We start from the raw sequence: 25982 nt of genomic DNA, 5'->3' as shown, positions 1-25982 counted from the left end.
TCACGTGAAACAGCGCCCACCCACGACGGTGCCTACCCGATCCCCCGCCACCCCTCGGAGTCGACCCCGCCGGGCACCGGAGCCGCCTCGTCGTACGGCTGGCGGGTGAACACGAACGAACCGAGGTCCAGATGACTGACGGACCCGTCCGGTCTCCGCACCGCCGTGAGGACCTCTCCGGCGTAGTACCCCTCCAGGCCGGTCCAGGTACCGTCGCCGTTGGGCCGGAACCGCGAGCGCCGCCCGTTGCCGGACAGCGGCTCCAGCGAGGCGAGCCCGTCGGCGGTGAGGCGCAGGGCGAAGCCGTACGTGCCCCAGTACCACTGGCCCGTGAGTTCCAGCAGCGACGCGTCCACGTCGGTCATCGGCTTCCACGGGGCGGGAATGCGCGGCTCCGCGTCGGCGACGATCCGCACCAGGTCAGAGGCAACGGCGAACAGCAGAGGGCCGGACGTACAGTTCGCCAGGACGACCGCTGCCACATCGTCCTCGACGCTGATCATGAGACAGGCGAGAAAACCGGGCAGTGAACCGGTGTGGCCGACGAGGGACCGTCCGTTCCGCCGCCGGATCTCCATCCCCAGGCAGTAGGCGTAGCCGCTCGCCACGTCCGCCGCCTCATGGGACGCGGCCGGTGTCCTCATCTCCCGCAGGGACTCGGCGCTCAGCACACGATCGTCACCCTTGACGAGGAAGGCTGCGAAGCGCGCCAAGTCCTCAGTGGTCGACCACAGTTGCCCGGCCGGTGCCATGCGCCCCAGGTCCTCGGCGGGCTCCGGAAGCATCGCATCGGCCCAAGGGTGCACGGCCCAGCCGCCGGCATACGGAGTCTGCGGACGCACGCTGGTGCGCCGCAGCCCCAGAGGTTCGAGCACTTCGCGCCGCAGCACCTCTTCCCAGGAAGCGCCGCGCACCTTCTCGATGAGTGCGCCGAGCAGCGCGTAACCCGGATTCGAGTAGTGGAACCGGCGCCCGGGCGGGAACAGCCGGGGCTGTTCGCCCAGTACGTCGGCGAGTTCGGGCCGCAGGGAGCCGGGGCTCCGCTCCCACCACGGTCCCGGCGTCTCCGCCGCCAGCCCTCCGGTGTGCGCGAGCAGTTCGGCGATCGTCGCCTCCCCCACGCCGGTGCCCGGCAGATGCTTCTCCAGCGGGTCCCCGAGGTCGAGCACACCCTCGTCGCGCAGCCGCAGGACGAGAACGGCCGTGAAGGTCTTGGTGATCGAGCCGATCCGGTACTGGACGTTCTCGTCAGGAGCGTGCCCCTCCACCGAGGTCCGGGCACCGTGCCATGCCGTCCGTCCGTCCCGCACGACGGCCGCGACCATCGACGGCGCCCGCCCTTGTGCCTGTGCCACGGCGATCCGGTGCAGCAGCGCACGGCGGGTGGCGGGAAGCAGTTCTTCGTGAGGTGTCGTCATGCCCCCAGTCCATCGGCACGGGCCCCGCGAGTCGACTTCATTTGCCCCTCTCACTCCCACGGCACTTCTTCTTGGGGCGACACGGTTGCTGGATGATGGGGTGGTGCATCTCCCCTACGTCTACCGCGTCACCAAATACGACCCCACCGACCGTGACCAACAGGGCCATTACACCGGCGGTGCGGACACCGTCAGCGATCACGGCGAGGTCGAGACGTCGTATCTCCAGGCGGTCGCGGCCTTCGCCGGGGACAGCGGCGTCGCACGGCTGGCCATCCGTGAACCGCAGGTCCCGTCCTTCGCGCACTTCGGTCCGGAGCCTCCGGTGGACGGCTTCGGGTTGGACGGACTCTTCCCTGCCGGTCCTTCCGGTTTTCACGACGGGGCGGAAGTACCGCTCGACATCGGGCTGCAGCTGGTGCGCGCCATGTTGCGCGACAACGGCGCCTGGTGCCGGCTGGAGGCGGAAGGCGCGTTCGCGGTCCATGTGGGAGGGGACCAGTACCTCTACATCAGCAGCAGCCGGCCCTGCGAGGGAGCGCTGGTCCGCACCCGGGAGCTCGGATTGTTCCCGGAACGTCTGGCCGGCTCCCCGTACGCCTTCGGGGCCGACGAGGAAGAGCGGGGCATCCAGCGGCCCGCCGATGACGCCTTCTGGGCCGACCTGCGCGAGGCAGTCGTCACCGGCCGTGCAGGCATCCTGGAGGAGACGTATCTCGAAGGTGCCTCCCGATGGCACCACCTCACCGGCGACACCCTCGACCCCGTTCGCGCTGGACTGGCGCCCCGGGCCCGTCTCGCCGCCTGGCCGCCCCTGTCCACCGGCATCGACGCCGTTCTGAGGGCCCTGCCCGCAGATGGCCTCGTCGAAGGCGTGTGGCAGGACCACGACGGCACGATCCGCAGCGCCATCGCCTCAGAGGACGAGTTCCCCGAACTGGCCGCCCGGATGTCCCGCGCTCATGCCGCCGCGCTCCTGTCCGTCTACGCGGGTGAACGGATGCCTCTGTGCACGGCTGTCCTGCCGGACAGCGACGGAGTCCTACGGGCACGTTGGCGAACCGAGCCGACGCCGAGCGACCGCGACTGGGCAGACCGTCAGCCCCAGGGGTGAGCACTTCCGCCGGCCCGTGCCGGATCGGCGGCCCACCGGTCATCGGCCGTGAGATCCGCATCCGAGGCGGGGCAGCACCGGATCAGGTCTGCGCCATGTCCACGAAGCGCGAGTAGTGGCCCTGGAAGGCGACCGTGATCGTCGCCGTCGGGCCGTTGCGGTGCTTGGCCACGATCAGGTCCGCCTCGCCCGCGCGCGGCGACTCCTTCTCGTAGGCGTCCTCGCGGTGCAGCAGGATGACCATGTCCGCGTCCTGCTCGATGGAGCCGGACTCACGCAGGTCGGACACCATCGGCTTCTTGTCCGTGCGCTGCTCGGGACCACGGTTCAGCTGGGAGAGCGCGATCACCGGGATCTCCAGTTCCTTGGCCAGCAGCTTGAGGTTACGGGACATGTCCGACACCTCCTGCTGCCGGCTCTCGGCCCGCTTGGAGCCGCCGGACTGCATCAGCTGGAGATAGTCGATGACCACGAGCCTGAGGTCGTTGCGCTGCTTGAGCCGCCGGCATTTGGCCCGGATCTCCATCATCGACAGGTTCGGGGAGTCGTCGATGTAGAGAGGGGCCGCGGAGACGTCCGGCATCCGCCGGGCCAGCCGCGTCCAGTCCTCGTCCGTCATCGTGCCCGACCGCATGTGGTGCAGGGCGACGCGGGCCTCGGCGGACAGCAGGCGCATCGCGATCTCGTTGCGCCCCATCTCGAGCGAGAAGATCACGCTCGGCAGGTTGTTCTTGATGGAGGCGGCCCGCGCAAAATCCAGCGCGAGCGTGGACTTGCCCATGGCGGGACGCGCCGCGATGACGATCATCTGGCCCGGATGCAGACCGTTGGTGAGCGAGTCGAAGTCCGTGAACCCCGTGGGCACGCCGGTCATCTCGCCGCTGCGTGAGCCGATGGCCTCGATCTCGTCGAGCGCGCCCTCCATGATGTCGCCGAGCGGCAGATAGTCCTCGCTGGTGCGCTGCTCGGTGACCGCGTAGACCTCCGCCTGGGCGCGGTTGACGATCTCGTCGACGTCGTCGTCAGCCGCGTATCCCATCTGCGTGATGCGCGTACCCGCCTCGACCAGGCGCCTCAGGACGGCCCGCTCGTGGACGATCTCCGCGTAGTAGGCGGCGTTGGCCGCTGTCGGGACCGTCTGGACGAGCGTGTGCAGATAGGAGGCCCCGCCGACCTTGTTGATCTCGCCGCGCTTGGTGAGTTCGGCCGCGATCGTGATGGGGTCGGCCGGCTCACCCTTGGCGTAGACATCGAGGACGGCCTGATAGATCGTCTCGTGCGCCGGCTTGTAGAAGTCGTGGCCCTTGAGGATCTCGACGACGTCGGCGATGGCGTCCTTGGACAGGAGCATGCCGCCGAGAACGGACTGCTCCGCCTCGATGTCCTGCGGGGGCACCCGCTCGAACGCCGGGGCCCCTCCGCCGTCCCAGGCACCGCTGTCCCTGCCGCGCTCGTGCTGCTCCTCACGGCCGCGAGGCCCATCGCCCCGCCGGCGGGAGGCGGGGAGACGATCACTGGGCCCGCTGTCGGCCCACGGGTCGTCCAAGGGCTCGGAAATGCTCACCGAGCCACCTCCTCCCGTCCGCCGCAGCAGACCTCGCCGTGCCCCTCTTTTCTACGGCACGACACTGACAAGTGAGAGGCCCAACTCCGGTTAACGGACGCCGGTTTTGTGGTGTTTTCGAGAACCGGCAGACGGAGCGGGCGCCGGACTACCGTAGGCCCGTCGGCACCTTCAGCCAATCTGGTTATCCACAGGCCATGTGGACGACGGCCCAGATGCTGTGGAGAACTCCTCGAAACCTGTGCACGACCCGGTGGACAGCCCTGTGAACAAGCAGACTTCCACCCGTGACGAGCGCATCTGACCTGCACCTTTACCGTCCACCGGCTGTGCAGAAGAAAAACTTCCCCAACCGGCGCAAGATCGCTCCGAACGGTGCACAGACGTGCGTACCAGTGGACGGATGGTAAGGGTCACCAAACCTTTGCATCTCTTACCTGTGGAAGATTAGATTGGTGCACATGACACAGGCCCCCGCGCTCCGACGAGACGGCCGGAGACAGCACGACCGAGAGATCGTCTCGCTGGCCGTACCCGCGTTCGGCGCTCTCGTCGCCGAACCCCTCTTCCTCCTGGCCGACACCGCCATCGTCGGCCATTTGGGCACCGCCCAGCTCGCCGGCCTCGGTGTCGCCTCTGCCCTGCTGATGACCGCTGTCAGCGTCTTCGTCTTCCTCGCCTACGCCACCACCGCCGCCGTCGCACGCCGTGTCGGAGCGGGCGACCTCCCCGCCGCCATCCGTCAGGGGATGGACGGCATCTGGCTGGCGCTCTTCCTCGGCGCCGCCGTCGTCGCCGCCGCCCTGCCCACAGCACCCCACATCGTGGAGATCTTCGGCGCCTCGGACGCGGCAGCCCCGTACGCGACGACGTATCTGCGCATCTCGGTGCTCGGCATACCGGCGATGCTCGTCGTCCTCGCCGCCACCGGCGTCCTGCGCGGGCTCCAGGACACCAGAACCCCCCTCTACGTCGCCATCGGCGGTTTCGTGGCGAACGGCGCCCTCAACGCCGGACTCGTCTACGGCGCCGACCTCGGGATCGCCGGCTCCGCCTGGGGCACGGTCATCGCACAGTTCGGCATGGCCGCGGTCTATCTGGTGGTGGTACTGCGCGGGGCACGCAAGCACGGCGCCTCGCTGCGTCCGGACGCCGCCGGCATCAGAGCATCCGCGCAAGCCGGGGTTCCCTTGCTCGTCCGGACCCTGTCCCTGCGAGCGGTTCTGATGATCGCCACCGCGGTAGCCGCCCGGCTCGGGGACGCCGACATCGCCGCCCACCAGATCATTCTGTCCCTGTGGAGCCTGCTCGCCTTCGCGCTCGACGCCATCGCCATCGCGGGACAGGCCATCATCGGCCGCTATCTCGGAGCCGGTGACACCCAGGGTGCCCGGGAAGCCTGCCGTCGCATGGTGGAGTGGGGCATCGCGGTCGGTGTCGCACTCGGCGTCCTGGTGATCGTCACGCGGCCGCTCTTCCTGCCTCTGTTCACCAGCGATCCGGCGGTCGTGGATGTGGCCCTGCCCGCGTTGATCATCGTGGCACTCTCGCAACCGATCTCCGGCGTCGTCTTCACCCTGGACGGTGTGCTGATGGGCGCCGGCGACGGCCCGTACCTGGCCTGGGCCATGCTGATCGTCCTGGCGGTCTTCACCCCGGTCGCCCTGCTGGTCCCCGCGATGGGCGGTGGGCTCACCGCGCTCTGGGCCGCCATGACGCTGATGATGACCGTCCGCATGCTGACCCTGTGGATCCGGACCCGCTCCGGCCGCTGGATCGTGACGGGCGCAACCCGCTGACCGCTTCGATTGCCTGTTTCACGTGAAACAGGGTGTCCGCCGCCCACCACCGAAAAGCACGGTGTTTCACGTGAAACGTCCGCACTGACCGGCAGACACGACGATGGGGCCGTACCCCGAAGGGCACGGCCCCATCACTCACTGCTGGAGCGAGCGCGGCACTCAGGCCGCGACGACCTCGACGTTGACCTTGGCGGCAACCTCGGGGTGCAGACGCACGGACGTCTCGTGGGCGCCCAGCGTCTTGATCGGCGAGCCCAGCTCGATGCGGCGCTTGTCGACCTCGGGGCCACCGGAAGCCTTGATCGCGGAAGCGATGTCGGCCGGGGTGACGGAACCGAAGAGGCGACCGGCGTCGCCGGAGCGGACGGCCAGACGGACCTTGACACCCTCGAGCTGGGCCTTGATCTGGTTGGCCTGCTCGATGGTCTGGATCTCGTGGATCTTGCGAGCACGACGGATCTGCTCGACGTCCTTCTCGCCACCCTTGGTCCAGCGGATCGCGAACTTCCGCGGGATCAGGTAGTTGCGAGCGTAACCGTCCTTGACGTCGACGACGTCGCCCGCGGCGCCGAGGCCGGAGACCTCGTGGGTGAGGATGATCTTCATGATTCGGTCACCCTTCCCTTATCGCGCGGTGGACGTGTAGGGCAGCAGCGCCATCTCACGGCTGTTCTTGACGGCCGTGGCGACGTCACGCTGGTGCTGCGTGCAGTTACCGGTCACGCGGCGGGCACGGATCTTGCCGCGGTCGGAAATGAACTTCCGCAGCATGTTCGTGTCCTTGTAGTCCACGTACGTGACCTTGTCCTTGCAGAAAGCGCAGACCTTCTTCTTCGGCTTGCGCACAGGCGGCTTCGCCATGGGATTTCTCCTGTGTGATCAAGAAGTGTGGGTACGAACCCGCCCCTAGAAGGGGGGCTCGTCCGAGTAGCCGCCGCCACCGCCGCCGGAGTTTCCACCCCAGCCGCCGCCACCGCCCTGGTTGCCACCGGCGGGAGCGCCGGTCGCCCACGGGTCGTCGGCGGGAGCGCCGCCGGCCTGCTGGCCGCCACCGGGGCCGCCGCCCCAGCCGCCGCCACCCTGGCCGCCACCGCCGCCACCGCCGCTGTACCCGCCCTGGCCACCGCGGCCGCTGGTCTTGGTGACCTTGGCCGTGGCGTTGCGCAGGCTGGCGCCGACTTCCTCGACGTCCAGCTCGTAGACCGTGCGCTTGACGCCCTCACGGTCCTCGTAGGACCGCTGCTTCAGCCGGCCCTGCACGATGACGCGCATGCCTCGCTGGAGCGACTCCGCGACGTTCTCCGCCGCCTGACGCCAGACCGAGCAGGTCAGGAACAGGCTCTCGCCGTCCTTCCACTCGTTCGTCTGACGGTCGAAGGTGCGGGGAGTGGACGCGACACGGAACTTCGCGACGGCCGCACCGGAGGGGGTGAAGCGCAGCTCGGGGTCGTCGACAAGATTGCCGACCACCGTGATGACGGTCTCGCCTGCCATGGGGGAACCTCTCGGCGGGTTTGCTCTGGCTGCTTGCTACTCGAATCCCGGGATCAGCTGAGCGTGGAAGCTCAGTGGGTCTCGGGACGGAGGACCTTGGTCCGGAGGACCGACTCGTTCAGGTTCATCTGGCGGTCGAGCTCCTTGACGACCGCAGGCTCGGCCTGCAGGTCGATGACCGAGTAGATGCCCTCGGGCTTCTTCTTGATCTCGTACGCGAGACGACGACGGCCCCAGGTGTCGACCTTCTCGACCTTTCCGCCGCCGTCACGGACGACAGAGAGGAAGTTCTCGATCAGCGGGGAGACAGCGCGCTCCTCGACGTCGGGGTCGAGGATGACCATCACCTCGTAGTGACGCATGTGGAACCCACCTCCTTTGGACTCAGCGGCCACGGTCGTTCCGTGGCAGGAGGGTTGTGATGCGTAGGCAACGGTATCGGCCACCACTGACAGTCGGGGTTCTGTGCAGAAGCCCTTGCCGTGACATGGGCAGACACCGGTGCGGACGGTACAGAGTACCCGCACGGGGGCTTGCGGTTGAAATCCGGGCCGGAGGGCAGCCAATCTGTACACATCGGGTGTGTATGGCGCTACGATGCGCCGACTTTCGCAGGAGGTGCCCTATGGCACAGGCATTGCGACCCAACACCGCCGGCGGCCTCTTCGCCACGGACGGCAAGCCCCATCCCCTCCCGGACGCCCTGCTCGCGGTGACCCTGGTGCTGGGCCTCACGTCGTTCCTCACGGCGATCATCGACGACGACCTGCACCTGCTCAGCTCCTGGACCGGCCTGGTGGGCATTCTCACCGGCGCGTACGGCCAGTGGATCTCGGAGACGACCCGTGAGCGCTTCGGCCTGATTCTGGGCCTGGGCGCGGCCGGTGTCGGGTTCTTCCTGGGCATGGCGCACGGCGGCCTCTTCGGCGGACTCATCGACTGACGCCAGGGCACGCCCCCTTCAGAACACCGGGTCCCGCTCCGGCTGTCCTCGGGCCGGAGCGAGGGTGGCGCACGCCCAAACAGCGCGCTCCCCAGGCGCAGTAGGCTTCGCGCGAGAGCCGGAGCCCCTGACCCCATGGGGACACACCAGCCCGAGGAGCGCCCCGAATGAGCCTGACCCTGAGGACCATCAGTCGAGAGCAGCATCTGGCCTACATCCAGAGTCTGCCGTCGGCGAGCCACATGCAGGTCCCGGCCTGGGCTGACGTCAAGGCGGAATGGCGCTCGGAGCACCTGGGCTGGTTCGACGACCGGACCGGCGAGCTCGTCGGTGCCGGCCTGGTCCTCTACCGGCAGCTTCCCAAGATCAAGCGCTACCTGGCCTACCTGCCCGAGGGCCCGGTCATCAACTGGTTCGCGCCGAATCTGCAGGAGTGGATCGAGCCGATGCTGGCGCACCTGAAGCAGCAGGGCGCCTTCTCCGTGAAGATGGGCCCGCCGGTGATCATCCGGCGCTGGGAAGCCGCCTCCATCAAGCAGGGCATCCAGAACCCCGACGTGAAGCGCCTGCGCGACATCGAGGCCGACCACATCGAGCCGCGCGCCTTCGAGGTCGCGGACAAGCTGCGCCGCATGGGCTGGCAGCAGGGCGAGGACGGCGGCGCCGGCTTCGGCGACGTCCAGCCCCGCTACGTCTTCCAGGTGCCGCTGGCCAACCGCTCCCTGGAAGAGGTCCACAAGAACTTCAACCAGCTGTGGCGCCGCAACATCAAGAAGGCCGAGAAGGCCGGCGTCGAGGTCGTCCAGGGCGGCTACCAGGACCTCGAAGAATGGCAGCGGCTGTACGAGATCACGGCCGTGCGCGACCACTTCCGGCCGCGTCCGCTCTCCTACTTCCAGCGCATGTGGACGGCCCTCAACTCCGAGGACCCCAACCGCATGCGGCTGTACTTCGCCCGGCACAACGGCGTGAACCTGTCGGCGGCGACGATGCTCATCGTCGGCGGGCACGTCTGGTACTCCTACGGCGCCTCCGACAACATCGGCCGCGAGGTCCGGCCGTCGAACGCGATGCAGTGGCGGATGCTCCGCGACGCCTACGCGCTCGGCGCCACCGTGTACGACCTGCGCGGCATCTCCGACTCGTTGGACGAGACCGACCACCTCTTCGGTCTGATCCAGTTCAAGGTGGGCACGGGCGGCCAGGCCGCGGAGTACCTCGGCGAGTGGGACTTCCCGCTGAACAAGCTGCTGCACAAGGCGCTCGACATCTACATGTCGCGCCGCTGACGCCACGTTCAGTGCTTCTATACCTCTGACACACCGCAACACGGCAACACGGCAACACGGCAACCGCTGATACACGGCGACCACGAGAAAGGTTCCAGGTCCGGCCATGGCGCTCACGCTCTACGTCGACACCGCGCGCTGGCGGGCGCACCACAAGCACGTGCAGGAGCAGTTCCCGGGCCTCGTGCCGGTCTGCAAGGGCAACGGCTACGGCTTCGGGCACGAGCGGCTGGCGGAGGAGGCCACGCGGCTGGGCTCGGACGTCCTCGCCGTCGGCACGACGTACGAGGCCGCCCGGATCAAGGACTGGTTCGGCGGTGACCTGCTGGTGCTGACGCCGTACCGCCGCGGCGAGGAACCGGTGCCGCTGCCGGACCGGGTCATCCGCTCGGTCTCGTCGATAGACGGTGTGTACGGGCTCGTCGGTGCCCGCGTGGTCATCGAGGTGATGTCCTCGATGAAGCGGCACGGCATCAGTGAGCAGGACCTGCCCCAGCTGCACGCGGCCATCGAGAACGTCCGCCTGGAGGGCTTCGCCATCCACCTGCCCCTGGACCGCACCGACGGCTCGGACGCGGTCGAGGAGGTCATCGGCTGGATGGACCGGCTGCGCGCGGCCCGGCTGCCCCTGCACACCATGTTCGTCAGCCACCTGAAGGCCGACGAACTGGCCCGGCTCCAGCAGCAGTTCCCGCAGACCCGGTTCCGGGCCCGCATCGGCACACGGCTGTGGCTGGGGGACCACGACGCCACCGAGTACCGCGGCGCGGTGCTGGACGTCACGCGCGTGGCCAAGGGCGACCGCTTCGGCTACCGCCAGCAGAAGGCGGCCTCCGACGGCTTCCTGGTGGTCGTGGCGGGCGGTACGTCGCACGGGGTGGGCCTGGAGGCCCCCAAGGCGCTGCACGGCGTCATGCCGCGCGCCAAGGGCGTCGCCCGCGCCGGCCTCGCCACGGTCAACCGGAACCTCTCTCCCTTCGTCTGGGGCGGCAAGCAGCGCTGGTTCGCCGAGCCGCCGCACATGCAGGTGTCGATTCTCTTCGTGCCCGCGGACGCGCCGGAGCCGAAGGTCGGCGAGGAACTGGTGGCCCATCTGCGGCACACCACCACGCAGTTCGACCGGCTCGTGGACCGCTGACCACCGAGCCTCGCTCAGCAGGAAGGCCGTACACGGTGTCCGTGTACGGCCTTCGCGCCTGCCGCATCCCGTCGGTGTATCCAACCTCTGGATGCCGTTCGCTCAGAGCGAACCGCCCGTGGCGCCCTGCCTGCCCCAGTCGACCGGCGGCCCTTCGAACCGGGCGGTCTCATGCCGCCGGGGCCGGGCCGCGGGACCGAAGACGAAGACGTCCTGCGCACCGTCGAGGACCCCGCCCGAGGGGTCGTCGTCGCCCGAGCGCCGCACCGGGTCCCGTTCCGGCAGGAAGATGTCCCGCACGATCATCACGCACAGGTACAACGTCCCCAGCAGATGCAGGGCGATGGCCCAGTGATAACCGTCAGTGGGCAGCCCCTTGTGGGCGTCGCCGCTGGTCGTGTACGCGAGGTACAGCCAGATGCCCAGGAAGTACGCCACCTCGCAGGCCTGCCAAATCAGATAGTCCCGCCACTTGGGCCGGGCCAGGGCGGCCAGCGGCACCAGCCACAGCACGTACTGCGGCGAATAGACCTTGTTGGTGAGGATGAACGCCGCGACGATCAGGAAGGCGAGCTGGGCGAACCGCGGACGGCGCGGTGCAGTCAGCGCGAGCGCCGCGACAGCCGCGCAGCTCGCCAGCATCAGCAGCGTGGCCAGGGTGTTCACCGTCTCGGTGCTGAGCGGGTCGTCCGAGTTCTGGGCCATGATCAGCCAGAACGAGCCGAAGTCGACACCCCGCTCCTGGCTGAACGTGTAGAACTTCGACCAGCCCTCGAACGCGAAGAGCATCACCGGCCCGTTCACCACGACCCAGGCGACGATGGCGCCGGCCAGGGCGGTCCCGAACTCCCGCCACTTGCCCGCGCGCCAGCACAGCACCAGCAGCGGCCCGAGGAGCAGGAACGGATACAGCTTGGCGGCCGTGGCGAGCCCCAGGAGGACGCCGAAGGCGAGGGAGCGGCCCCGCGACCACATCAGCATCGCCGCGGCCGTCAGAGCCACCGCCAGCAGGTCCCAGTTGATGGTGGCCGTCAGCGCGAAGGCGGGCGCCAAAGCGACCAGGAGACCGTCCCAGGGGCGCCGCGCGTGGGTGCGGGTCACGCAGACGGCGATGACGGCAGCGCACACCATGAGCATCCCGGCGTTGACCATCCAGTACCACTGCTCCTGGTCCTGGATGGTGCCGCTGCCGGGCGTGAGCCAGGAGGCGACCTCCATGAAGACACCGGTCAGCACCGGATACTCCAGGTACTGCATGTCGCCCGGGAGCTTGTCGAAGTACGGCACGAGCCCGTCGGCGAAGCCGCGCCCCTGGTAGAGGTGCGGGATGTCCGAGTAGCAGGCGTGCGTGTACTGGGAGCTGGCGCCGAAGAACCAGGCACCGTTGTAGCAGGGTGCCTTCTGGACCAGCCCGAGGGCGAACATGCCGATCGCCACCAGCGCGACCACCCTCACCGGAGTCCACCAGGACGTCCCGGTCACAGCACGCCGCCCGAGCGGGCCGCCGATCAGCTCGCTGCCGGCCGCGGCGACCTCGTCCTCCTGGGTCGGCCGCACCGGCTCCGGCTCGTGGACGCCTGCTCGCGTCGATTCTGCACTGGGCATGCCGCACATCCTGCCGTACGAGTCTGGCAATACGCCGAGGGCCGCCGCACCCGAGTGGGTGCGGCGGCCCTCGTTTCACGTGAAACACCATGATGTTTCACGTGAAACACCCAAGCCGGGCGATCGGTCAGCTATCCGGCGGGACCGCCGAAGATGCCTCCATTGCCGTTACCTCTGGTGTTGCCGCCGTCGAGGTTCGTGTCGGTCGGTGACGGCTCCGTGCTCGCTCCTCCGTCGGTGCCGCCATTGCCCGTGCCGCCGTTCTGCGCGCCACCGTCGGCCTCACACCCGAAGAAGCCACACGTGTCGCTCGGCGAGGGCGACGGACTCGTCGGGGTCTCGCTCGGCGTGGCGCTCGGCGTCTCGGTCACGGTCTCGCTGGGCTCGACGCTGGGCGTCGGGGTCGGTGACGGGGCACCCACGTCGTCCTGGACGTCACCGATCGGCTCGGCATCCGGGAAGCCGAGGTCGGGCTTGTCCTTGAGCGCGATCTTCATGAACTCGGTCCACACGAGCGTGGGGACGTCACCACCGTGGATGGACTCCTCACCCGCCGTGCCGTTCATGGAGAGCAGCTTGGCGCTCTTGGGGTCCTCACGGAACATGGCCACCGAGGTCGACAGCTGCTGGGTGTAGCCCACGAACCAGGCGGACTTGTTCTCGTCCGTCGTACCGGTCTTACCGGCCGCCGTACGGCCCAGGGCCAGCGCGTTCTTACCCGTACCGTTCTGGATGACGTTCTCCAGGACGTCCGTGACGTTGTTCGCCACGTTCTCCGGCATCGCCTGCGTGATCCGCGGCTTGTCGAAGCCTTCGATCTCCTGGCCGTTGAACTTGACACTGGTCACCGAGTACGGAGCGGCCTGCTTGCCAGAGGCGGCGAACGTCGCGTAGGCGTCTGCCATGCGGATCGCGCTGGGGGTCGACGTACCGAGCGCGAAGGACGGATTGAGCTCCTGCACCATGCTCTGGTCCAGGATGCCGGACCGCTTGGCGACCTCCCGCACCCGTGCCATGCCCACATCCACGCCGAGCTGCACGAACGGCGTGTTGACGGACTGCTCCATCGCCTTGCGCAGGGTGATGTAGCCCCACGGGCGGTCGCTCTCGTTCTGCTGCCGGAAGACCGAGTTGTCCTTGCGCAGGTAGTAGGTGCCGTCCGGCTTCCGGATCTTCAGGTCGTCGTCGCCGTTGTACTTGCTCAGCGGCGAGACGCCCACTCCGTCACTGCGGTACGTGCCGTGCTCCATGGCGGCGGCGAGCACGAACGGCTTCCACGTCGAACCGACGGGGACACCCGAGGTGTCGGCGTTGTTGTTGAAGTGGCCGTTCTCGTAGCCCGAGCCACCGTACAGCGCGACGATCGCGCCGTCCTTCGGCTTCACCGAGGCCGCGCCGAACTGGACGTGCTTGTCCAGCTCACGGTTCTTCGGATCGAGCTTCTCCTTCTCGATCTTCTTGACGGCCTTGGCCAGCGCCTCGACCTTGCTCTTCTCGAAGGTCGTCTTGATCTGGTAGCCGCCCTGGTCGAACTGGGCCTCGGTGATGTCGGAGTGGTTCAGGACGTACTTCTTGGCGGTGTCCACCAAGTAGCTGATCTGGCCGCTCATGCCCTTGGTGGCCTTCCGGCCCTGGGGCATGGGGTACTCCCTGATCGCCTTCTGGTACTCGGCGTCCGTGAGCTTGTTGTCGTTGTGCATCTGCTCGAGGATCCAGGCCCAGCGCTCCTTGGAGCGCTTGGTGTTGGCCTTCTCCGACGCTGCGGGATCAAGGCTCGCGTTGCCCGCCGGGTCGTAGTACGTCGGTCCCTTGAGCAGGGCGGCGAGGAAGGCGCATTCACTCGGCTCGAGCTTGTACGCGTCCTTGCCGTAGTACGTCTGAGCGGCGGCCTGGATGCCGTAGGCGCCACGGCCGTAGTACGAGGTGTTCAGGTAGCCCTGGAGAATCTCTTCCTTGGAGAGCTTCGTGCCCACCTTGATCGAGATGAACATCTCCTTGAACTTACGGCTGACGGTCTGTTCCTGGCTCAGGTAGGTGTTCTTGACGAACTGCTGGGTGATCGTCGAACCGCCCTGGGTGTCGCCGCCGCGCGCCATGTTCGCCAGGGCCCGGGCGATGCCCATGGGGTCGACGCCCGAGTCCTGGTAGAAGCTCTTGTTCTCGGCCGAGATCACTGCCTGCTGCATGGCCTTGGGGATCCGGTCGATCGTGACGTTCTGCCGGTTCTGACCACTACCGGTCGCCACCATCTGCTGGCCGTTGGACCAGTAGTAGACGTTGTTCTGCGACAGGGCGGCGGCGTTCTCCTCGTTCGGGACGCCCACCATGGCGTAGCCGATGCCCGCCACGGCCACCAGGCTGCCGAAGAAACCGATGCACAGGCCGGAGACGAGCTTCCAGGACGGCAGCCAGCGCTGCCAGCCGTACTTGCCGGCCCGCGGATAGTCGATCAGACGCTTCTTGTCGGGGACGGCTGCCGCGCGCCCTCGGCCCCGTCCGGGCCCGTGCGGCCCTCCGGGGGCGGCGCGCCGCCCGCCCCGGGGCGGTTCGGCAGCTCTGCGCCGACCGCCTCCCGCGCTCCTCTGTGCCGCGCGCCGGGCCTCGGCACGGCTGCCGTAAACACGCTCTTCACCCCCCGAGCCGTACGAGTCCGACCCATAGGAGTCGGACGGAGACCCGGTGGCGCCTCGCGGTGCCGCGCGGCGGCCGGAGGACGAGCCGGACTGGCCGCGTCGGGCCGCGGCACGTCCGCCTCCCTGCGGCTGCGGCGGTTTGCGACGGTGCTCGCTCATCGAACGACTACTCCTCGGGCAGGCGCACCCTTGCGCGCCTGGAAACGGCGGCTGGTTTCCGGTCCCCCCGAAGTACGGATGCGGTCGGCCCCGCACTCATCGGGCCCGCATGCACCCGTACTACACCGAAGAAGACGACGCTCTCAGGCGTCACTCGGTTCCCGGTGATGTGCATGGCGCACAGACTACGCACCGCCAAAACCTGCCGAGGACCGAAGTTCACCTCAAATCAGGCAACTCGCGTCCGACGAATCGGTGATGTGATCCCGTTCACCACACCCCCTCTTGTCGCATCCGGAAGGCCGTTCTATCGTCGTGATGTATCGAGTCGATACATCAGCTCGACACATCGGTCCGACACATCGGACGGAGACCCGCGCACCGCGGCAGAGAGGAGGCGACGATGAGCCGGCGTTCCGGGATCCTCGAGTTCGCCGTACTCGGCCTGCTCCGCGAATCTCCTATGCACGGCTATGAGCTGCGTAAACGGCTCAACACGTCACTGGGTGTGTTCCGTGCCTTCAGCTACGGGACGCTGTACCCCTGCCTCAAGACGCTGGTCGCCAACGGCTGGTTGATCGAGGAACCGGGGGCCGAATCCGAGGCCGTGCCCCTCACCGGCCGCCGCGCCAAGATCGTCTACCGGCTGACGGCGGAGGGTAAGGAGCACTTCGAGCAGCTCCTCTCACAGACCGGGCCCGACGCGTACGAGGACGAGACCTTCGCCGCCCGTTTCGCGTTCTTCGGGCAAACCTCACGCGACGTCCGCATGCGCGTGCTGGAAGGTCGCCGCAGCCGGCTGGAGGAGCGCCTGGAGAAGATGAGCGCGTCCCTGGCCCGGACCCGGGAGCGCCTCGACGACTACACGCTTGAGCTGCAGCGCCACGGGATGGAGTCCGTGGAGCGCGAGGTGCGCTGGCTGAACGAGCTCATCGAGAGCGAGCGGGCGGGGCGGGACCTCAAGGGTTCCGCCTCCGGAGAGCCCGCATCGCGTGACACCACATCTGGAGCGTCGGGCGGCCTGCCCCGGCCGGGGGACGACCCCCGGCCGGATACGCCCGGCGACACCGCCACGTGAGAGCCCTTCCGAGGGCCTCACTCGTACACACAGGGAGCAACCGGAATGGGTTCGGTTCGCGTAGCCATCGTCGGTGTGGGCAACTGCGCCGCATCGCTGGTGCAGGGAGTCGAGTACTACAAGGACGCCGACCCGGCGTCCAGGGTGCCGGGCCTGATGCACGTCCAGTTCGGCGAGTACCACGTCAGCGACGTCGAGTTCGTCGCCGCGTTCGACGTGGACGCCAAGAAGGTCGGTCTCGACCTCGCGGACGCCATCGGCGCCTCGGAGAACAACACCATCAAGATCTGCGACGTACCCCACACCGGTGTGACGGTCCAGCGCGGCCACACCCTCGACGGCCTCGGCCGGTACTACCGCGAGACCATCGAGGAGTCCGCCGAGGAGCCGGTCGACGTCGTCCAGGTCCTCAAGGACCAGCAGGTCGACGTCCTCGTCTGCTACCTGCCCGTCGGCTCCGAGGACGCGGCGAAGTTCTACGCCCAGTGCGCCATCGACGCCAAGGTCGCCTTCGTCAACGCTCTCCCGGTCTTCATCGCCGGCACCAAGGAGTGGGCGGACAAGTTCACCGAGGCGGGCGTCCCGATCGTCGGCGACGACATCAAGTCGCAGGTCGGCGCCACCATCACGCACCGCGTCATGGCGAAGCTGTTCGAGGACCGGGGCGTCGTCCTGGACCGCACGATGCAGCTGAACGTCGGCGGCAACATGGACTTCAAGAACATGCTCGAGCGCGACCGCCTCGAGTCGAAGAAGATCTCCAAGACGCAGGCCGTCACCTCCCAGATCCGCGACCGCGAGCTGGGCGAGGGCAACGTCCACATCGGCCCGTCCGACTACGTCGCCTGGCTGGACGACCGCAAGTGGGCCTACGTCCGCCTGGAGGGCCGCGCGTTCGGTGACGTCCCGCTGAACCTGGAGTACAAGCTGGAGGTCTGGGACTCCCCGAACTCCGCCGGCGTCATCATCGACGCGCTGCGCGCCGCGAAGATCGCCAAGGACCGCGGCATCGGCGGCCCGATCCTGTCGGCTTCGAGCTACTTCATGAAGTCCCCGCCCGTGCAGTACTTCGACGACGAGGCCCGCGAGAACGTGGAGAAGTTCATCGCGGGTGAGGTCGAGCGCTGACGCTCCGCCATCGGTCGCTCCTGCCAGGGCTGTGAGGGTCCCCGGGTCGTATGGCCCGGGGACCCTCCCCGTATGTGAGGCTGGGCCCCATGCCCGTCGTCCGTGACCTGCGCGTGCTGCTGCTCTTCCAGGGCTTCCGGCGCCTGCTCGCCGTGCGGCTGCTCTCCCAGGGCGCCGACGGGGTCTACCAGGTCGCGCTCGCCACCTACGTCGTCTTCTCGCCGGAGAAGCAGACCTCCGCGGCCGCCGTCGCCTCGGCGATGGCGGTCCTGCTGCTCCCGTACTCCCTCGTCGGCCCGTTCGCCGGTGTGCTGCTGGACCGCTGGCGACGCCGTCAGGTCCTGTTTCACGGCAGCCTGTTGCGTGCCGTGCTCGCCTCCGCGACGGCCCTGCTGATACTCAGCCCCGCTCCGGACTGGCTCTTCTACGTCTCCGCCCTGTGCGTCACCGCCGTCAACCGGTTCGTCCTGTCCGGTCTGTCCGCCGCTCTGCCGCGCGTGGTCGACGCCGAGCGTCTGGTCATCGCCAACTCCGTCTCCCCGACCGCCGGGACGCTGGCGGCGACCGCGGGCGGCGGGATCGCCTTCGTCGTCCGCCTGGTGGTGGCCGACTCCGACGCCGCCGTGGTGCTCGTGGCGGCCGGGCTGTACCTGTGCGCGGCCCTGGCCTCGCTGAGCATGGCGCGCGAACTGCTGGGCCCCGACCGGACCGTGACGCATGTGCGGATCGGTACGGCCCTCAGCAGCACCGTGCGCGATCTGGTGGCGGGCGTACGGCACCTGGCCGAGCCGGCACGCCGGGAGGCCGCCTGGGCGCTCGTGGCGATGTCGCTGATGCGGTTCTGCTACGGCGCCCTGCTGGTCATGCTGCTGATGCTCTGCCGGTACGCGCTCACCTCGACCCCCGACGACGGACTCGCCCTGCTGGGGCTGGCGTTGGGCGTCTCGGGCGCCGGCTTCTTCGCGGCGGCGGTGGTGACGCCCTGGGCCGCGGGACGACTCGGGCCGGGACGCTGGATCGTCGTGTGCGCGGGAGTCGCGGCCGTGCTGGAACCCGCGCTCGGGTTGCCGTTCGCCTCCGTCCCCGTACTGATCGCGGCATTCGTTCTGGGCATGACCACCCAGGGCGCCAAGATCGCGACGGACACCATCGTCCAGTCGGTCGTCGACGACGGCTTCCGTGGCCGGATTTTCTCGGTCTACGACGTCCTCTTCAACGTCGCCTTCGTCGGTGCCGCCGCCGTGGCCGCCCTGATGCTGCCGCCGGACGGCCGGTCCGTGACGCTGGTGGTCACAGTCGCCGTTATCTACGCGACAGTAGCTGCTGCTATGGCCCGGTTTGGCCGCCAGTAAGTGTCACATCAATGCCACAGAGCCCTTCCTGACTACTGGGTTGTCAGTGGGGACCGATAACTTACGTGCGTCTTATCTCGCGACATGTTCGCGTCACTCACCATGCTTTAGGGGGACCCCCAAGTGACTACTCCGCCGCCCCAGGGCAACCCGTTCGCACAGGGACAGCCCGCGGGTCAGCCCCAGGCCCCGTTCCCGCCCCAGGGCGGCTACCCGCAGCAGCCCGGGCAGCCCGGCTTCCCACCCCAGGGCGCGGCTCCCTACGCTCCGGTCCCGCCGCAGCCGTCCGGCCGCAAGCTCAGCTTCAAGACCATCAAGAACATCGTGATCGTCGTCGCTGTGGCGAGCGTGGCCATCGTCGGCTACATAGCCAGCCGGGACGACGCCAACACGGCGGCGGTCGGTGACTGCATGCACCGCGGCAGCACCAACGACGACAACCCCGACCTCGAGGTCGTCGAGTGCAGCGACACGAAGGCCCAGTTCGTGGTGCTCGCCAAGGTCGAGGGCAAGTACCTCACGAGCACCCTGGCCTCCAGCAAGTGCGAGGCCGAGGCCAAGGACTTCCAGTACGTGTACACCGAGAGCGGTGACGGCAAGGACTTCCTGCTCTGCCTGAAGGACTACAAGAAGTAGGGCGGACGCAGAAGGGGCGGTGTTTCACGTGAAACACCGCCCCTTCCGTCTGCCTCAGTGAGGTGAGTGCCGCAGGGTCATGTTTCACGTGAAACATGCCCCCGTTCCACAGCCTCAGCTCTCCTGCGCGGCCCACCACTCCTTGAGTGCGGACACCGCCACGTCGTGCTCCATCGGCCCGTTCTCCAGACGCAGCTCCAGCATGTGCTGGTACGCGCGACCGACGACCGGGCCGGGACCGACGCCGAGGATCTCCATGATCTGGTTGCCGTCCAGGTCCGGGCGGATGGAGTCCAGCTCCTCCTGCTCCTGCAGCCGGGAGATCCGCTCCTCCAGGCCGTCGTACGCACGGGAGAGGGCTGCGGCCTTGCGCTTGTTGCGCGTGGTGCAGTCCGAGCGGGTCAGCTTGTGGAGACGGTCGAGGAGCGGGCCGGCGTCACGCACGTAGCGACGCACCGCCGAGTCCGTCCACTCACCGGTGCCGTACCCGTGGAAGCGCAGGTGGAGTTCGACCAGACGGGAGACGTCCTTCACCAGGTCGTTGGAGTACTTCAGCGCGGTCATGCGCTTCTTGGTCATCTTGGCTCCGACCACCTCGTGGTGGTGGAACGAGACCCGGCCGTCCTTCTCGAAGCGACGGGTGCGGGGCTTGCCGATGTCGTGGAGCAGAGCGGCCAGCCGGAGCGTCAGGTCGGGACCGTCGTCCTCCAGTGCCATCGCCTGCTCCAGGACGATCAGCGTGTGGTCGTAGACGTCCTTGTGCCGGTGGTGCTCGTCACGCTCCAGGCGCAGGGCGGGCAGCTCGGGCAGTACGTGGTCGGCGAGGCCGGTGTCGACGAGCAGCGTCAGGCCCTTGCGGGGGTGCGCGGACAGAACCAGCTTGTTCAGCTCGTCCCGCACCCGCTCGGCCGAGACGATCTCCAGGCGCCCGGACATGTCCTTCATCGCCATGACGACCTCGGGGGCGACCTCGAAGTCGAGCTGCGCCGCGAAGCGCGCGGCCCGCATCATCCGCAGCGGATCATCCGAGAAGGACTGCTCCGGGGTACCGGGAGTCCGCAGCATCCGGGACGCCAGGTCCTCGAGCCCGCCGTGCGGGTCGATGAACTCCTTCTCCGGGAGCGCGACGGCCATCGCGTTCACGGTGAAGTCCCGACGGACGAGATCTTCCTCGATGGAGTCTCCGTACGACACCTCGGGCTTGCGTGAGGTGCGGTCGTAGGCCTCCGACCGGTAGGTCGTGACCTCGATCTGGTAGCCGTCCTTGTGCGCCCCGACCGTGCCGAAGGCGATCCCGACCTCCCAGACGGCGTCCGCCCAGGGGCGCACGATCCTGAGGACGTCCTGGGGGCGGGCATCGGTGGTGAAGTCCAGGTCGTTGCCGAGCCGGCCCAGCAGGGCGTCCCGTACCGAGCCGCCGACCAGGGCGAGCGAGAACCCGGCCTCCTGGAAGCGGCGGGCGAGGTCGTCGGCGACAGGAGCGACGCGTAGCAGTTCACTCACCGCGCGTTGCTGCACCTGGCTCAGGGCACTGGACGTTTCTTCGTTGGCGTTCGGCACAACAAAAGAGGGTACGTGGCCCGGGCCCACCTCAGCTCCCGCATATCGGCCGCGGACACCTCCCTGCACAGAGGCACAATGCGTGCCCTGAAGAGGTGAGGAAGCACTCCCCTCCATAGAGCCGCATACCGGACATACCGCTCATCTGTCCGCGATCTTGTGGAGCGGACCGCGGCACTTCCCCTCAGCGCACATCGTTACCATGCGTGGACGCACATTCCGACGACCACTGACGACGACGAGGGACGGGCGAGCGCGTGGCCGACGCGGCAGACTTCCAGGGGACCAGTGCCTCACCTGCCCGCCGGTGGCTGCGGCGCACCGGGGCGATGCTCGCCGGGGCGCCCCTGCTGGCCGGGCTGCTTCAGCTTCCGGCTGCGGCCCCCGCGGACGCCGCTGGCCAGGAGTCCCCGCAGGCCGTCTCCGGGACGGGCTCGGTGTCCGTCGCGGTCGACTCGCTCACCCCCAGTGCCCCCACGGAGGGGGACACGGTGACCGTGTCGGGGACGGTGACCAACAACGGCAAGCAGCCCGTCACCGACGCCCATGTCGACCTGCGTGTGGGGCCCCCGATGGACACCCGCTCGTCCATCGACACACTCGCCGACAAGAGCCGCGACGTGCAGGGACTCCTCGGCGAGGAGGTCGGCGGCAAGTACACCGAGAAGTTCCCCGAACTCACCCCAGGTGTGGCGGAGCCCTTCACGATCTCCGTGCCGGTCGACGAACTGGACCTCGGCAAGGACGGCGTCTACCAGCTGGGGGTCGCCCTCTCCGGTGAGACCTCCGCTCAGCCCTGGGACCAGATCCTCGGCATCCAGCGCACCTTCCTGCCCTGGCAGCCGGAGGACGCCGACACCAAGACGAAGACGACGGTCCTGTGGCCGCTCATCTCGGAAGCCCACATGGCGGCCGAAACGGGCTCGAACGAGCAGCAGACCCCGGTGTTCCGCGACAACGCACTCGCCGAGGAGCTCGCCCCGGGCGGCCGACTCGACCAGATGGTGTCGCTGGGCAAGGGCCTCGACGTCACCTGGGTGGTCGATCCGGACCTGCTGGCCTCCGTCGACGCGATGACGCGGAGCTACGAGATCCGCGGTGCGGACGGCAGCACCACCGACGGAACGAACCAGGAGCTCGCCAAGCGCTGGCTCGCCGAGCTGCAGCAGGCGGTCGCGGGCAAGGAGGTCGTCGCGCTGCCGTTCGGCGACCCCGACCTGGCCTCCCTCGCCCACAACGGCACGAGCGTCACCGGTTCCCTGAGCCACCTCAAGGAGGCCGCGGACGTCGCCGAGGACACGGTGGACACGATCCTCCACGTGAAACCGTCCACGGACTTCGCCTGGCCCGTCGAGGGAGCGGTCGACCCGTCGATCGTGAAGGTCGCGACCTCCGCGGGCGCCGACAAGGTCATCGCCCGCAGCGACAGCCTCCAGGACAACCTGCCCTACACGCCCTCCGCGGCCCGGCCCATCGGCGGCGGCACCACGGCGGTCGTCGCGGACGCCCGGATGTCCACGGTGTTCCGGGGCGACCTGACGAAGGCCTCCGCCTCGACGCTCGCCGTCCAGCGGTTCCTGGCCCAGAGCCTGGCCCTCGAGCTGCAGACCGGCAAGCAGCGCAGCGTCGTCGTCGCCCCGCAGCGCATGCCCTCCGTGAACCAGGCGCAGGCCATGGCCGAGGCCGTCTCGGCCCTCCAGAGCGGCAACTGGTCGGAGTCCCAGGACCTCGCGGACGCCACGAAGGCCAAGCCCGACCCGGCGGCCAACACGAGGGTCCCGCCGGCCTCGGCCTACCCCTCCTCGCTGCGCAAGCAGGAGCTGCCACGGGCCGCTTTCGAGCAGATCGCCAGGACGAAGGGCAACCTCGACAAGTTCAAGGTGATCCTCACCCTCCAGTCCCGCGTGGTGACCCCCTTCGGGCGGGCCATGAACCGCGAGATGTCCACGTCCTGGCGGAACCGGGGCGTCGCGGCGCTCGGCTACCGCGACGGCATGGAGTCCTACCTCGACGGACTCATCAACGGGGTCAAGCTGATCCGGAAGTCCGAGATGAAGCTCTCCGGCCGCAGCGCCACCATCCCGGTGACCGTCCAGAACAACCTCGTGCAGGGCGTCGAGCACCTGCAGCTGCGGCTCACGTCGACGAACCCGACCCGCCTCAAGATCGGCGACGCCGCCTACGAGGAGCAGCCCGTCGCCGTCAACGGCGGCCACAGCCAGTCGGTGAAGTTCACCACGTCCGCCAACGCCAACGGCCGGGCGGAAGTGGTCGCCCAGCTCTACACGGAGGACGGCCGGCCCTACGGCGACCCCGTCACCTTCGACGTGAAGGTCACCGAGATCACCCCCACGGTGATGCTGGTCATCGGCGGCGGCGTCCTGCTGCTGGTCCTCGCAGGTTTCCGTATGTACACCCAGCGCAAGCGCGCGGCCGCACGTGAGGCGGCCGAGGACGCCTCGGCCGAGCCGGCGGACGCCGCCGACAGCCCGGCCGACGCCGCGCAGAACCCGCAGGCCGCCGGTGAACGTCTCAAGGGAGAATCCGAAGCCGGCTCACGGGCAGACGCCCCCGAGCAGCCGAGTGACCCGGCTCCGGACACCGCAGCGGAAAGCGCCGACCCGTCCGGCACGGGTGAGAGAGTGGACCGTTGAGATGTCGTGGCCGGTGGGCCCGGGACGATGAGGTGGGGTAACCATGAACGCGCCGTACGACGGTGATCGCGGCCGTGCCGTGGGCAGCTCGGGCCACCCCGAGTCGGGCGGGCCGGAGGGCACGCCGCCCGAGCACGGCCAGGTGCCGCCGCAGCCGCCCGCGGACATGTACCTCCAGGACACCTACGCCCAGGACCCGTACCCGGCACAGGACCTCTCCGCCCAGCACCCGGTCGGCGAGGCGCACTACGACAGCGCCGCCTACCCGCCGCCCTCTGCGGGCACGTACCCGCCGCCGCAGCAGATGTACGCACAGCCGCCGCAGTCCCCGTACGCGCCCGACCCGCAGGTGTGGGCCCGGACGCCCGCGCCGGAGCCGGACGGCCCGACGCGGCACCTGCCGTACGGCGACGACCCCCGGACCACCCAGTTCGTGGGAGTGGACGACCTCGTCTCGCAGGCCGGCGAGCCACGCCAGGAGCCGGACGCCTTCGCGCACCTCTTCCGGGACCAGCAGCAGAGCAGCGGTCACCCCTCGTACGAGGCGGCGTCGGTCCCCGGCCCGTCCGCCGCGCCCCTGGGGCAGGGCCAGTTCGCGGCGCCCGAGCAGCCCGGTGCGGGGCCTCTGGTCGACGAGGCGGCCGAACCGGAACCTGCCGAGTCACCCGCCCCGAAGAAGGGCGGCCGTGCCGCGGGCCTGATGAAGTCCAGCGCCGTGATGGCCGCCGGCACGATGGTCTCCCGCCTCACCGGCTTCATCCGCTCCGCGCTGATCGTGTCGGCCCTGGGCGTCGGCCTCCTCGGTGACACTTTCCAGGTCGCCTACCAGCTGCCCACGATGATCTACATCCTCACGGTCGGCGGTGGCCTCAACTCCGTCTTCGTGCCGCAGCTGGTGCGTGCCATGAAGGAGGACGACGACGGCGGCGAGGCGTACGCCAACCGCCTGCTCACCCTGGTCATCGTGACCCTCGGCGCGCTCACCGCGCTCTCCGTCGTCGGCGCGCCGCTCCTGGTCCGCATGCTGTCCGACCCGGTCGCCAGCGACCCGGCGGCCAACGAGGTCGCCGTCACCTTCGCCCAGTACTTCCTGCCCACGATCTTCTTCATGGGGATCCACGTGGTCATGGGCCAGATCCTCAACGCCCGCGGCAAGTTCGGCGCGATGATGTGGACGCCGGTCCTGAACAACATCGTCATCATCGTGACGCTGGGCATGTTCATCTACGTCTATGGCACCGCGGCCGAGTCCGGCATGGAGACCTCGACCATCCCGCCGGAAGGACAGCGCCTCCTCGGCATCGGCGTCCTGCTCGGTCTCGTGGTCCAGGCGCTCGCGATGATCCCCTACCTGCGGGAGACCGGCTTCCGGCTGCGGCTGCGCTTCGACTGGAAGGGCCAAGGGCTCGGCAAGGCCGTCACGCTCGCCAAGTGGACGGTCCTGTTCGTCCTCGCCAACCAGGCGGGCGCCATGATCGTCATCCAGCTCTCCACCGCGGCGGGCAAGGCATCGCCCGTCGACGGCACCGGCTTCGCCGCCTACGCCAACGCCCAGCTCATCTGGGGCCTGCCGCAGGCCATCATCACGGTCTCCCTGATGGCCGCCCTGCTGCCCCGCCTGTCGCGCTCGGCGGTCGAGGGCGACGGCGGCGCCGTCCGGGACGACATCTCCCAGGGCCTGCGCAACACGGCCGTCGCGATCGTGCCGATCGCGTTCGGTTTCCTCGCGCTCGGCATCCCCATGTGCACGCTGATGTTCGGCTCCTCCGGCACCAGCGAGGCCACCAACATGGGCTACATGCTGATGGCGTTCGGTCTCGGACTGATCCCGTACTCCGTCCAGTACGTCGTCCTGCGCGCCTTCTACGCCTACGAGGACACCCGAACTCCCTTCTACAACACGGTCATCGTGGCCGCGGTGAACGCCGGCGCCTCGGCGCTCTGCTACTTCGTCATCCCGTCGCGCTGGGCCGTGGTCGGCATGGCCGCCTCCTACGGACTGGCGTACGCCATCGGTGTGGGGGTCGCCTGGCGCCGGCTGCGCAAGCGGCTGGGCGGTGACCTCGACGGGGCACGTGTCCTGCGGACCTACGCCCGGCTGTGCATCGCGTCGATCCCGGCCGCCCTGCTCAGCGGCGCGGCCTGCTACGGCATCGGACACACGCTCGGCCAGGGCGTCATGGGCTCGCTCGCCGCGGTGCTGGCGGGCGGTGCGGTACTGCTCGCGGTCTTCTTCGTCGCTGCCCGCCGCATGCGCATCGAGGAACTCAACTCGCTGGTCGGCATGGTCCGCGGACGGCTGGGACGCTGAGTAGGGGGGTACGCGCACAACCATCGTCAGCCACCGCGTGTCGTGCATAGCGGCGGACTGTGGGCACAATTGGTTTCGGCGTCGGACGGCGCGCAAGGGTCGCC

At 68.8% G+C, this 25982-nt stretch carries 20 protein-coding genes; 11 read left to right on the top strand and 9 right to left on the bottom strand.

Annotated elements, in window-relative coordinates; all coding sequences use genetic code 11:
• Positions 1–32: 32 nt before the first annotated feature.
• Positions 33–1418, bottom strand: coding sequence for a serine hydrolase domain-containing protein (locus tag ABZY20_RS15895; RefSeq protein WP_356441960.1), 1386 nt, complete (start codon positions 1416–1418; stop codon positions 33–35).
• A gap of 103 nt (positions 1419–1521) precedes the next feature.
• Between ABZY20_RS15895 and ABZY20_RS15890 the strand changes: the two genes are divergently transcribed.
• Positions 1522–2532, top strand: coding sequence for an RNA-binding protein (locus tag ABZY20_RS15890; protein WP_356441959.1), 1011 nt, complete (start codon positions 1522–1524; stop codon positions 2530–2532).
• An 82-nt stretch (positions 2533–2614) separates the two neighbouring features.
• Here the strand turns inward: ABZY20_RS15890 and dnaB are convergent, their stop codons facing one another.
• The gene (gene dnaB, locus ABZY20_RS15885) at positions 2615–4096 is read right to left on the bottom strand and encodes a replicative DNA helicase (protein WP_356441958.1); all 1482 of its coding nucleotides are present in this window, start codon (positions 4094–4096) and stop codon (positions 2615–2617) included.
• A 461-nt stretch (positions 4097–4557) separates the two neighbouring features.
• Here dnaB and ABZY20_RS15880 point away from each other — a divergent pair, with 461 nt between their 5' ends.
• A complete protein-coding gene (locus ABZY20_RS15880; protein WP_356441957.1) occupies positions 4558–5895 on the top strand; it encodes an MATE family efflux transporter in 1338 nt (445 codons plus the stop codon).
• Between the two features lie 162 nt (positions 5896–6057).
• On the opposite strand, the gene rplI is transcribed toward ABZY20_RS15880, so the two are convergent.
• The 4 genes from rplI to rpsF all read right to left on the bottom strand — a co-directional run bounded on the left by rplI (position 6058) and on the right by rpsF (position 7754).
• Entirely contained in the window at positions 6058–6504 is a 447-nt protein-coding gene (rplI, locus tag ABZY20_RS15875) for a 50S ribosomal protein L9 (RefSeq protein ID WP_356441955.1), read from the bottom strand.
• An 18-nt stretch (positions 6505–6522) separates the two neighbouring features.
• Positions 6523–6759, bottom strand: a complete 237-nt coding sequence (gene rpsR / locus ABZY20_RS15870; RefSeq protein ID WP_003949403.1) for a 30S ribosomal protein S18 — start codon at positions 6757–6759, stop codon at positions 6523–6525.
• A gap of 45 nt (positions 6760–6804) precedes the next feature.
• Entirely contained in the window at positions 6805–7392 is a 588-nt protein-coding gene (locus ABZY20_RS15865) for a single-stranded DNA-binding protein (RefSeq protein ID WP_356441954.1), read from the bottom strand.
• Between the two features lie 71 nt (positions 7393–7463).
• On the bottom strand, positions 7464–7754 hold the full coding sequence (gene rpsF / locus ABZY20_RS15860; RefSeq protein WP_003991486.1) for a 30S ribosomal protein S6: 291 nt from the start codon (positions 7752–7754) through the stop codon (positions 7464–7466).
• 263 nt (positions 7755–8017) lie between these two features.
• On the opposite strand from rpsF, the gene ABZY20_RS15855 reads away from it, so the two are divergent.
• The 3 genes from ABZY20_RS15855 to ABZY20_RS15845 all read left to right on the top strand — a co-directional run bounded on the left by ABZY20_RS15855 (position 8018) and on the right by ABZY20_RS15845 (position 10762).
• Positions 8018–8335 carry a hypothetical protein gene (locus ABZY20_RS15855; RefSeq protein WP_356441953.1) on the top strand — a complete coding sequence of 106 codons (318 nt, stop codon included), beginning with the start codon at positions 8018–8020 and terminating at the stop codon, positions 8333–8335.
• A 167-nt stretch (positions 8336–8502) separates the two neighbouring features.
• Positions 8503–9624: a peptidoglycan bridge formation glycyltransferase FemX gene (gene femX, locus ABZY20_RS15850; protein ID WP_356441951.1), complete on the top strand. Its 1122-nt coding sequence runs from the start codon at positions 8503–8505 to the stop codon at positions 9622–9624.
• 106 nt (positions 9625–9730) lie between these two features.
• Complete coding sequence (locus tag ABZY20_RS15845; RefSeq protein ID WP_356441949.1) at positions 9731–10762, top strand: alanine racemase; 1032 nt, start codon at positions 9731–9733, stop codon at positions 10760–10762.
• A gap of 102 nt (positions 10763–10864) precedes the next feature.
• Here the strand turns inward: ABZY20_RS15845 and ABZY20_RS15840 are convergent, their stop codons facing one another.
• On the bottom strand, positions 10865–12376 hold the full coding sequence (locus ABZY20_RS15840) for a glycosyltransferase 87 family protein (protein WP_356442256.1): 1512 nt from the start codon (positions 12374–12376) through the stop codon (positions 10865–10867).
• 122 nt (positions 12377–12498) lie between these two features.
• Complete coding sequence (locus ABZY20_RS15835) at positions 12499–15159, bottom strand: transglycosylase domain-containing protein (RefSeq protein WP_356441947.1); 2661 nt, start codon at positions 15157–15159, stop codon at positions 12499–12501.
• Positions 15160–15562: 403 nt separating this feature from the next.
• Here ABZY20_RS15835 and ABZY20_RS15830 point away from each other — a divergent pair, with 403 nt between their 5' ends.
• From ABZY20_RS15830 to ABZY20_RS15815, 4 genes are all read left to right on the top strand, one after another.
• Positions 15563–16237 carry a PadR family transcriptional regulator gene (locus ABZY20_RS15830; protein WP_356441945.1) on the top strand — a complete coding sequence of 225 codons (675 nt, stop codon included), beginning with the start codon at positions 15563–15565 and terminating at the stop codon, positions 16235–16237.
• Between the two features lie 45 nt (positions 16238–16282).
• The gene (locus ABZY20_RS15825; protein WP_356441943.1) at positions 16283–17365 is read left to right on the top strand and encodes an inositol-3-phosphate synthase; all 1083 of its coding nucleotides are present in this window, start codon (positions 16283–16285) and stop codon (positions 17363–17365) included.
• 89 nt (positions 17366–17454) lie between these two features.
• The gene (locus ABZY20_RS15820; protein WP_356441941.1) at positions 17455–18717 is read left to right on the top strand and encodes an MFS transporter; all 1263 of its coding nucleotides are present in this window, start codon (positions 17455–17457) and stop codon (positions 18715–18717) included.
• 123 nt (positions 18718–18840) lie between these two features.
• The gene (locus ABZY20_RS15815) at positions 18841–19353 is read left to right on the top strand and encodes a hypothetical protein (RefSeq protein WP_356441939.1); all 513 of its coding nucleotides are present in this window, start codon (positions 18841–18843) and stop codon (positions 19351–19353) included.
• A gap of 114 nt (positions 19354–19467) precedes the next feature.
• Here ABZY20_RS15815 and ABZY20_RS15810 read toward each other — a convergent pair whose 3' ends face one another.
• Positions 19468–20913: a CCA tRNA nucleotidyltransferase gene (locus ABZY20_RS15810; protein WP_356441938.1), complete on the bottom strand. Its 1446-nt coding sequence runs from the start codon at positions 20911–20913 to the stop codon at positions 19468–19470.
• Between the two features lie 257 nt (positions 20914–21170).
• Here ABZY20_RS15810 and ABZY20_RS15805 point away from each other — a divergent pair, with 257 nt between their 5' ends.
• Positions 21171–23567, top strand: coding sequence for a DUF6049 family protein (locus tag ABZY20_RS15805; RefSeq protein WP_356441936.1), 2397 nt, complete (start codon positions 21171–21173; stop codon positions 23565–23567).
• Positions 23568–23610: 43 nt separating this feature from the next.
• Positions 23611–25878, top strand: coding sequence for a murein biosynthesis integral membrane protein MurJ (gene murJ / locus ABZY20_RS15800; protein WP_356441935.1), 2268 nt, complete (start codon positions 23611–23613; stop codon positions 25876–25878).
• Positions 25879–25982 lie beyond the last annotated feature (104 nt).

Source organism: Streptomyces sp. NPDC006624 (assembly GCF_040611555.1).
Lineage (GTDB): Bacteria > Actinomycetota > Actinomycetes > Streptomycetales > Streptomycetaceae > Streptomyces.
Note: the sequence above shows the minus strand (reverse complement) of the source record. Positions and strands in the feature narration are given on the sequence as shown.

What these genes read in the sequence shown, in the direction of transcription:
- ABZY20_RS15895 (WP_356441960.1), bottom strand. Translation starts at nt 1,418, where the DNA reads ATGACGACACCTCACGAAGAACTGCTTCCCGCCACCCGCCGTGCGCTG.
- ABZY20_RS15880 (WP_356441957.1), top strand. Translation starts at nt 4,558, where the DNA reads ATGACACAGGCCCCCGCGCTCCGACGAGACGGCCGGAGACAGCACGAC.
- rplI (WP_356441955.1), bottom strand. Translation starts at nt 6,504, where the DNA reads ATGAAGATCATCCTCACCCACGAGGTCTCCGGCCTCGGCGCCGCGGGC.
- rpsR (WP_003949403.1), bottom strand. Translation starts at nt 6,759, where the DNA reads ATGGCGAAGCCGCCTGTGCGCAAGCCGAAGAAGAAGGTCTGCGCTTTC.
- ABZY20_RS15865 (WP_356441954.1), bottom strand. Translation starts at nt 7,392, where the DNA reads ATGGCAGGCGAGACCGTCATCACGGTGGTCGGCAATCTTGTCGACGAC.
- rpsF (WP_003991486.1), bottom strand. Translation starts at nt 7,754, where the DNA reads ATGCGTCACTACGAGGTGATGGTCATCCTCGACCCCGACGTCGAGGAG.
- ABZY20_RS15855 (WP_356441953.1), top strand. Translation starts at nt 8,018, where the DNA reads ATGGCACAGGCATTGCGACCCAACACCGCCGGCGGCCTCTTCGCCACG.
- femX (WP_356441951.1), top strand. Translation starts at nt 8,503, where the DNA reads ATGAGCCTGACCCTGAGGACCATCAGTCGAGAGCAGCATCTGGCCTAC.
- ABZY20_RS15845 (WP_356441949.1), top strand. Translation starts at nt 9,731, where the DNA reads ATGGCGCTCACGCTCTACGTCGACACCGCGCGCTGGCGGGCGCACCAC.
- ABZY20_RS15840 (WP_356442256.1), bottom strand. Translation starts at nt 12,376, where the DNA reads ATGTGCGGCATGCCCAGTGCAGAATCGACGCGAGCAGGCGTCCACGAG.
- ABZY20_RS15835 (WP_356441947.1), bottom strand. Translation starts at nt 15,159, where the DNA reads ATGAGCGAGCACCGTCGCAAACCGCCGCAGCCGCAGGGAGGCGGACGT.
- ABZY20_RS15830 (WP_356441945.1), top strand. Translation starts at nt 15,563, where the DNA reads ATGAGCCGGCGTTCCGGGATCCTCGAGTTCGCCGTACTCGGCCTGCTC.
- ABZY20_RS15825 (WP_356441943.1), top strand. Translation starts at nt 16,283, where the DNA reads ATGGGTTCGGTTCGCGTAGCCATCGTCGGTGTGGGCAACTGCGCCGCA.
- ABZY20_RS15820 (WP_356441941.1), top strand. Translation starts at nt 17,455, where the DNA reads ATGCCCGTCGTCCGTGACCTGCGCGTGCTGCTGCTCTTCCAGGGCTTC.
- murJ (WP_356441935.1), top strand. Translation starts at nt 23,611, where the DNA reads ATGAACGCGCCGTACGACGGTGATCGCGGCCGTGCCGTGGGCAGCTCG.